This window comes from Streptomyces sp. NPDC058964, from assembly GCF_042741275.1.
In the GTDB taxonomy this organism is placed as follows: domain Bacteria; phylum Actinomycetota; class Actinomycetes; order Streptomycetales; family Streptomycetaceae; genus Streptomyces.
The window spans coordinates 1-7,131 of record NZ_JBHYKH010000470.1 but is presented as its reverse complement, the minus strand read 5'-3'; the positions used below and the strand labels follow the sequence as shown (position 1 = coordinate 7,131).

8 protein-coding genes are annotated in these 7,131 nt (G+C 72.8%); 2 read left to right on the top strand and 6 right to left on the bottom strand.

The window, feature by feature from the left end; genetic code table 11:
• A partial coding sequence (locus ACFW2E_RS37365; RefSeq protein ID WP_384473636.1) for a hypothetical protein occupies positions 1-439 on the bottom strand: 439 nt, incomplete at its 3' end.
• 113 nt (positions 440-552) lie between these two features.
• Complete coding sequence (locus ACFW2E_RS37360) at positions 553-1,065, bottom strand: DinB family protein (protein ID WP_384473633.1); 513 nt, start codon at positions 1,063-1,065, stop codon at positions 553-555.
• A 143-nt stretch (positions 1,066-1,208) separates the two neighbouring features.
• On the opposite strand from ACFW2E_RS37360, the gene ACFW2E_RS37355 reads away from it, so the two are divergent.
• Positions 1,209-2,120, top strand: a complete 912-nt coding sequence (locus tag ACFW2E_RS37355) for a Gfo/Idh/MocA family protein (RefSeq protein ID WP_384473630.1) — start codon at positions 1,209-1,211, stop codon at positions 2,118-2,120.
• On the opposite strand, the gene lnt is transcribed toward ACFW2E_RS37355, so the two are convergent.
• From lnt to ACFW2E_RS37335, 4 genes are all read right to left on the bottom strand, one after another.
• Positions 2,038-3,603, bottom strand: a complete 1,566-nt coding sequence (lnt, locus tag ACFW2E_RS37350) for an apolipoprotein N-acyltransferase (RefSeq protein ID WP_384473628.1) — start codon at positions 3,601-3,603, stop codon at positions 2,038-2,040. The genes ACFW2E_RS37355 and lnt overlap by 83 nt on opposite strands.
• A gap of 70 nt (positions 3,604-3,673) precedes the next feature.
• Complete coding sequence (locus ACFW2E_RS37345) at positions 3,674-4,159, bottom strand: nuclear transport factor 2 family protein (protein ID WP_384473625.1); 486 nt, start codon at positions 4,157-4,159, stop codon at positions 3,674-3,676.
• Between the two features lie 93 nt (positions 4,160-4,252).
• Entirely contained in the window at positions 4,253-5,191 is a 939-nt protein-coding gene (locus tag ACFW2E_RS37340; protein WP_384473622.1) for a M56 family metallopeptidase, read from the bottom strand.
• A 19-nt stretch (positions 5,192-5,210) separates the two neighbouring features.
• Positions 5,211-5,588 (bottom strand): BlaI/MecI/CopY family transcriptional regulator, encoded by a 378-nt coding sequence (locus ACFW2E_RS37335; RefSeq protein ID WP_384473620.1) that lies wholly within the window; start codon positions 5,586-5,588, stop codon positions 5,211-5,213.
• 279 nt (positions 5,589-5,867) lie between these two features.
• On the opposite strand from ACFW2E_RS37335, the gene ACFW2E_RS37330 reads away from it, so the two are divergent.
• Entirely contained in the window at positions 5,868-7,106 is a 1,239-nt protein-coding gene (locus ACFW2E_RS37330) for a glycosyltransferase family 4 protein (protein WP_384473617.1), read from the top strand.
• The last annotated feature ends 25 nt before the right edge of the window (positions 7,107-7,131 follow it).

Sequence of the window (7,131 nt, the reverse complement as noted above, 5' to 3'; positions counted from 1 at the left end):
ACTGAGTGCCCCGGGCGCAGATGTCCGCGTCCTTGCCGGTGTCGGCGCCGGGCGACCGCGGGACGTCGGGAACCACGGCACGGGGGTGCTCGGGCGCACGGGTCCGCTCCGGCGCCTCGGGGCGGGTCAGGGGCGGCTGGTGTCCCGGGCGGACCCGGGCGGTCGGCGGCTCGTGCTCCGGCGGGTCCGCCGGGGGTGTCGTACGGCGCGTCTCGTCGGCCGGGCGGTCCGGGGCCCGGGAGGGGCCGATCATCTCCAGGGCCTCGCGGGCCGGCGCGTGCACGACCCGTGGTTCGGCCGGACCGTCCGGACGCGGCGCGGTCGAGCGGGCGCCGGCTGCCGACGGGTCGGCCGCGGTCGGGCCCTGGACCGTCGTACAGCCGGTCAGGGCCGCGGCCACGGTCACCAGGAGAGTTGCGGTGGTCGTCGTTCGATGCACCCGCGCCACTCTGCTGCGTCGGCGGCGGCCTTGGAACAGGGGACCGGCGGATGGTGCCCCACCCGGGTGATCTCCCGCCCCGTACGAGGGATGCGCGCGGCGCCCGGCTGACGTCAGTCCCCGGTGGTTCCGTCGATCCGCTCGCGGACCAGATCGGCGTGGCCGTTGTGCCGGGCGTACTCCTCGATCATGTGGGTGTAGATCCAGCGCAGACTGAAGGGCTCACCCGTGTTGCGGCTCGTCCCCTTGGAGAGGTCGTCCAGGACCAGCCCGGCCGCGTTGCGGCGCGCGATCTCGATCTCGGCCTGCCAGGTGGCGTACGCCTCCGCCCAGGTGTCCGTCTCGGTGAGGTGGAACTCGCCGTCCGGGTCCTCCTCGGTGAAGTAGAGGGGGCCCGGGTCGTCGCCCACCAGCACCTTGCGGAACCAGCCACGCTCCACCTCCGCCATGTGCCGCACCAGGCCCATCAGCGACAGCTCGGAAGGCTCCACCGACAAGGTCCGCAGCTGCGCGTCGGTCAGGCCCTCGCACTTCCAGGCCAGCGTCTGCCGGTGGTAGTCGAGCCAGCCCTCCAGCATGGTGCGCTCGTCGGCGTTCTGGGCAGGTTCGAGGCGCTCGTTCGTCATGCCCCCATCCTCACCCAACTCACCCGCCCCGACCAGGAGTTTTCAGCGGTCCCCGCGGCAGTCCGGGTGCCCCGTGCGACGGCTATGCTTCCGGGGAGGAAGCGTGGGAGACCACAGACCGGGGCAACCGCTGGAGGAGAGTCGTGAAGGTCGGCTGCATCGGACTCGGCGACATCGCGCAGAAGGCCTACCTGCCGGTGCTCGGCGTGCAGCCGGGGATCGAAGTGCACCTGCAGACCCGGACGCCGGAGACCCTCGCCCGGGTCGGCGACGGCCTCCACCTCCCGGCGGACCGGCGCCACGGCACCCTGGACGCGCTGCTGGCCCAGAACCTGGACGCCGCCTTCGTGCACGCGCCCACCACCGTGCACCCCGAGATCGTCACCCGGCTCCTGGAGGCGGGCGTACCGACGTACGTCGACAAGCCGCTCGCCTACGAACTCGCCGACTCCGAGCGGCTCGTGGAGCTCGCCGAGCGGCGGAACGTCTCCCTCGCCGTCGGCTTCAACCGCCGTTACGCCCCCGGGTACACGCAGTGCGCCGACCACCCGCGTGAGCTGATCCTGATGCAGAAGAACCGCATCGGGCTGCCGGAGCGGCCCCGCACGATGATCCTCGACGACTTCATCCACGTCGTGGACACCCTGCGGTTCCTGATCCCGGGCGAGGCCGACGACGTGACCGTGCGTGCCCGTACCGAGAACGGGCTGCTGCATCACGTCGTGCTCCAGCTCGCCGGGGACGGCTTCACCGCGCTCGGCGTGATGAACCGGCTCAGCGGCTCGGCCGAGGAGATCCTCGAGGTCTCCGGTCAGGACACCAAGCGCCAGGTGATCAACCTCGCCGAGGTCATCGACCACAAGGGCCAGCCGACGGTGCGCCGGCGCGGGGACTGGGTCCCGGTCGCCCGGCAGCGCGGCATCGAGCAGGCGGTGCTCGCCTTCCTGGACGCCGTGCGCGCGGGCAAGGTGCTCAGCGCCCGTGACGCACTGGCGACTCACGAACTGTGCGAGCGGGTCGTACGCGCGGTTCAGGAGCGCTCCGGCGCAGCCTGAACGCCCGCACGCCCTCGGCCGCGCACATGGCGGCCAGTACGAGCAGGGCGCCGTGCACCGGCCAGTCGCCGAAGCGGACGTACGGGGTGATGCCGTGCGCCAGTGGTACGTCGTACACCCGGGCGGTGCTCGCGTCGGTGCCGAGCCACGGGCCCAGCCGCTGCCCCTGGGGGCCGTACACGGCGGAGACACCGGTCAGCGTCGCGTGCACCATCGGGCGGCCGGTCTCGGCGGCGCGCAGCGCGGCCAGCGACGCGTGCTGCTCGGGGGCCCAGCTGTGCTGGAACGTCGATGTCGAGGACTGGCCGAGGAGCACGTCGGTGCCGTCCTCGGCGAGGTGGCGGCTCATGTCGGGGAACGCGGTCTCGAAGCAGACCATCGGACCGACGCGCAGCCCGTGGCCGACGTCCATCACCACCTGCTCGCTGCCGCGCCGCCGGTCCTCGCCCGCCGCCTTGCCGACGGAGGTGGCCCAGCCGAGCAGGGAGCGCGCCGGGACGTACTCGCCGAAGGGGACGAGACGCATCTTGTCGTAGCGGGCGCCGGTCGGGCCGTGCGGGCCGATCAGGACCGAGCTCTTGTAGATGCCCGGACGGTCGGAGCGGCGGGCGTCCACGTTGACCAGGATGTCCGCGCCCGTCTGCCGGGACAGGGCCGCGATCCGCCGCGACAGGTCCGGCCGGTGGCCCAGGTCGAAACCGACGCTGCTCTCGCCCCAGACGATCAGGTCGACGTGCTGTCCGACGAGCTGCCGGGTGAGCCTCTCCTCGCGGTCGAAGCGCTGGTCGGCGCCGTTGATGACGCCGGACTGCACGAGGGCGATCCGGGCGCGTCCGTCGACGTCCGGGCGCGGCGACCACACCCAGGCCGCCGAGGTGGCGGCGGCCGTCGCGACGAGCGCGGCGACAGCGGGTATCCGGGCCCGGCGCACCGCCACCAGCCCGGCGACCGCGACATTGACGGCCACCACCAGGAAGCTGAGCAGCCACACCCCGCCCACGGAGGCCAGCTGCAGCGCGGGCCCCACCTCCCACTGACTGGACCCGAGCATGCCCCAGGGACCGCCGAGCCCCTGCCAGGACCGGACGAGCTCCACCGCCAGCCAGGCGGACGGGAGTATCACCAGGGCGGCCGCGGCCCGGCCCGGCGAGGGCACCCCGCCGAGGAACCGGCGCACCAGCCAGCCCCAGGGGGCCCAGAGCACCCCCAGCAGCCCCGCGATCATGAAGATGAAGACATGCAGGCTGGGCAGCAGCCAGTGGTGCACCGCCACGATGAAGCCGAGCCCGCCGAGCCAGCCGTCGTACGCGGCCCGTCGTCCGGTCGGGGCGGATCGGGCGAGCAGGATCCAGGGGACCAGGGCGATGTACGCGAACCACCACAGCGCGGGCGCCGGGAAGGCGAACACGGGCAGGGCACCCGCGAGGGCTGCGGCGGCGGAGCGACGCCAAGGGGAGGCGAGCCAGCGGTCGATCGTATTCATACGTCGCCTCCTACCCAGCGGCTGCTTCCAGTGTGGCCGCCGGGAACCCTCCCGGACAGAGGGCCTCGGCTCAGCCGGTCGCGGCGGCGGGCCGCGGTCCGGACAGGCGGCGCCACTTCTCCCGGACGACGACCTCGCACAGCCGCCAGCCGTCGGCCGTCCGCAGCAGGGCGAAGGAGTACCGGCCGCCGCACAAGAAGTCGGGCGCCGTGGACGAGTCGTCGCCGGTGAACAACCGCATCGGATTGATGTAGTCGGCCTGGACCCGTGCGGTGTCCCCGGTGTCCTGCTCCAGGACCCCGAACCGCACCCGGCGGTTCACGATCAGGTGCTGGCGCATCGAGAACAGTCCCAGGCTCTCCGCCAGCCATCCGGCGACCCGGCCCGCGTCCCCCTCGATGCCGCCGGCGGAGCGGTAGTCCGCCCGCCCGTCCGCCGTGAACAGTCCCCGGTACGCCGCCCAGTCGCCGTCGTCCACGGCCACCGCGTAATCGGTGATCACGTCGTCCACGGCCAGCCGGTCCATCACGGTCGCGAGCTCCACGCGCTGCGTCATCGGCACAGTGTTGGGCACGGGGCGGACGGATCCAAGAGGTGTGCGGGGACATTCGGAGGTTGCGGGCACATTCGGCGGTGTCCTGTGGCCGGCCTACCAGGCGCCGACGGTCTCCAGCAGGGCGTGCAGGTCGTGGGCGGCCTCGGCGGTGGCCATCGACGTGGAGACGAGGACGGCCAGGGTCGCGGCGGCGAGGGCGGGGTGACGGCCGAGGGGCGGGGCGAGGAGGGCGGCCACACGGCGGGGCACGGGACCGGCGCCGACCGGCCGAGTGCGGTTGCCGAGGATGCCCAGGGCAGCGCTCATGCTGCTACGGGCACGCGCGGCATGGCCGGCGAGGGCGGCCTTGCCGACGGTGCGGGCGACACGGGTGCGGTCGCCGGTGGTGGTGGCGGCGTTCTCGTCGGCCCAGCGCTCGATGGTGTAGGTGACCGCGGTCGCCAGCGGACGGAGCAGGGGGTTGGCCGCGGCACCGAGCTGGGCCAGGGTGATGAAGGCGTAGTGGTGTGCCGTCAGGTGGGCGCGTTCGTGGGCGAGCAGGATGTCGTGCTCGGTCTCGTTCAGGGTGTGCAGCATGCCGGTGGAGACGACGACGCGGCCGGGCATGCCGGGGATCGCGAAGGCGTCCGGGGCCTCGTCCTCCACCACGACCAGGCCGTTCTCGGCGGGCAGGCAGGCTGCCTCCAGGGCAGCGGCGGCCAGGGTGCGGGCGCGCCGCCACAGCATGCGGGCGGCCATGAGAACGGCGCCGCCGAGCAGCAGCCCGGCGATCAGGGATACGGACAGCTCGGTGGGGTCGTCGCGCTGCGCGGCGTGGACCGACCAGTGGCCGAGGACGGCCAGGACGGGGATGCGGATCAGCCCGGCGACGGCCAGCAGGCCCAGCGAGACGGTGCTCGCCGCGCCCAGTACGAGGGCCGAGGCGGTGAGCAGCCAGGTCGCCAGACGCGGTTCGCACCGCTCCGGCAGGTGCCGTGCACCGAGGGGGGCGAGCAGGGAGAGCAGAAGAGGCAGGTAGACGGCGATACGCATCCGGCGGCCCTCCTCCGGCCTACTGGTCGGAGCCGAGAAGCTGGCGCAGCAGGTCCGCGTCGGCGTCGGAGAGGCCGTCGGCGAAGCGGGCGAGAACGGCCTGGCGGTCGGGCCGCTCCTCCAGGACGGAACGCATGCGGCGGGCGGCGAAGCCGGGGTCGTCCGTCACGGGGGTGTAGGCGTACGCCCGGCCGCGCGGGGTACGGGTGAGCAGATCCTTGGTGTGCATGCGGGTGAGGATCGTGACCACGCTGCTGTAGGTGAGCTCGCCGCCGAGGCGCTCGGTGACCTCGCCGGGGGTGAGCGCGCCTTCGGCCCGCTGCAACAGGTCGAGAATCTCGGCCTCGCGTGAACCGTTGGCTCGCTTGGGGCCGTTTCCCTGTGTGTGGGAACCCATGGGGTTTGGCTTTCCTTCCCGCACCTTCTACAGTCGTGTAAAACTTCTACGGTGGTGTAAAAGCTGCCGTCTCCTGAGTGTGCCATGCCCGCCCACCCGGGGACAGACACGTCCCGAGCGGCGCACGGCCGGAAAGGACTCCGCGGTGCCCCTGGCCCCCGATCCACAGGCCGCGTTCGGCCTGGAACTCGGCGTCGACATCCGGCGCGCGAGTATCCGGAACGTCGATCGCCACCTGTTCTCTCCGGCCGGAGCGGACCCTGCCCGGGAGGCCGCCGCATGAAGATCACATTCCTGATCCACAACGTCTACGGGATCGGCGGCACCATCCGCACCACGCTCAACCTCGCCGCCGCGCTCGCCTACGACCACGAGGTGACCGTCGTGTCGATGCTCCGCCACCGTGCGCGCCCGAGGTTCGCGATCGACCCCCGGGTGACGGTCGTACCCCTGGTCGACACCCGCCCGGACGCCGCCGACGCGGCCGATGGACTGCTGCACCAGCCTGCCCGGGTCTTCCCCGCCGCAGAGAAGCGGTACAAGCAGTACAGCGCCCTCACCGACCAGCGCGCCGAACAGTACCTGCGGAGCTGCGACGCGGACGTGATCATCGGCACCCGGCCCGGCATCAATGTCTACCTGGCCCGATTCGGCCCGTCACGCGCGCTGCGGATCGCCCAGGAGCACCTCACCCACGACAGTCACAACGGGAGGCTGCGCGCCGGCCTCGCCCGCCGCTACCGCGACCTGGACGCCGTGGTCACCACCACCGAGGCGGACGCCGCTGTCTACCGGGAAAGGATGCGTCTGCCGGGGGTTCGCATCCTGGCGATCCCCAACTGCGTTCCCGACCTCGGCCTGCAGCCCGCTGACGAGACGCCCAAGGTGATCGCCGCTGCGGGGCGCCTGGTGCCGGCCAAGCGGTTCGACCTGCTCATCGAGGCGTTCGCCGAGGTCACCGCCAAGTTCCCGGACTGGAGGCTGCGCATCTACGGTGCGGGCGCCGACCAGAAGCGGCTCCGGGAACTGATCGACGAGCAGGGTCTGGACGGGCAGGCCACGCTGAAGGGTGCCGTCTCCCCGATCGAGGCCGAGTTCGCGAAGGCGTCGATAGTCGCCTCAGCCTCCGATGCCGAGTCCTTCGGCATGACGCTGGTCGAGGCGATGCGCTGCGGCGTGCCGGTGGTCGCCACCGACTGCCCGCTCGGCCCGGCCGAGATCATCGATGACGGCGTCGACGGCCGGCTGGTCCCCATGGGCGACCGCCAGGCGCTGGCCACCGCGCTGTGCGACCTCATCGCCGACGAGCCCCGGCGGCGCCGCATGGGCGAGGCCGCCCGCACCGCCGCCGGCCGCTTCGATCCGTCCCATGTCGCCCGCGCCTACGAGGAACTGTTCGCCGACCTCACCGCCACCCGGCGCTCCCGCGCCTGGCAGCGCCGCTCCCTCGCCTGGCAGTACCACACGGACCGGTGGCTCGGCCGGGCGGGCCGGGTCCTGCGCCGTCTGCGTCGCTGACTCCGTACGGCGTCGCCCGGACAAC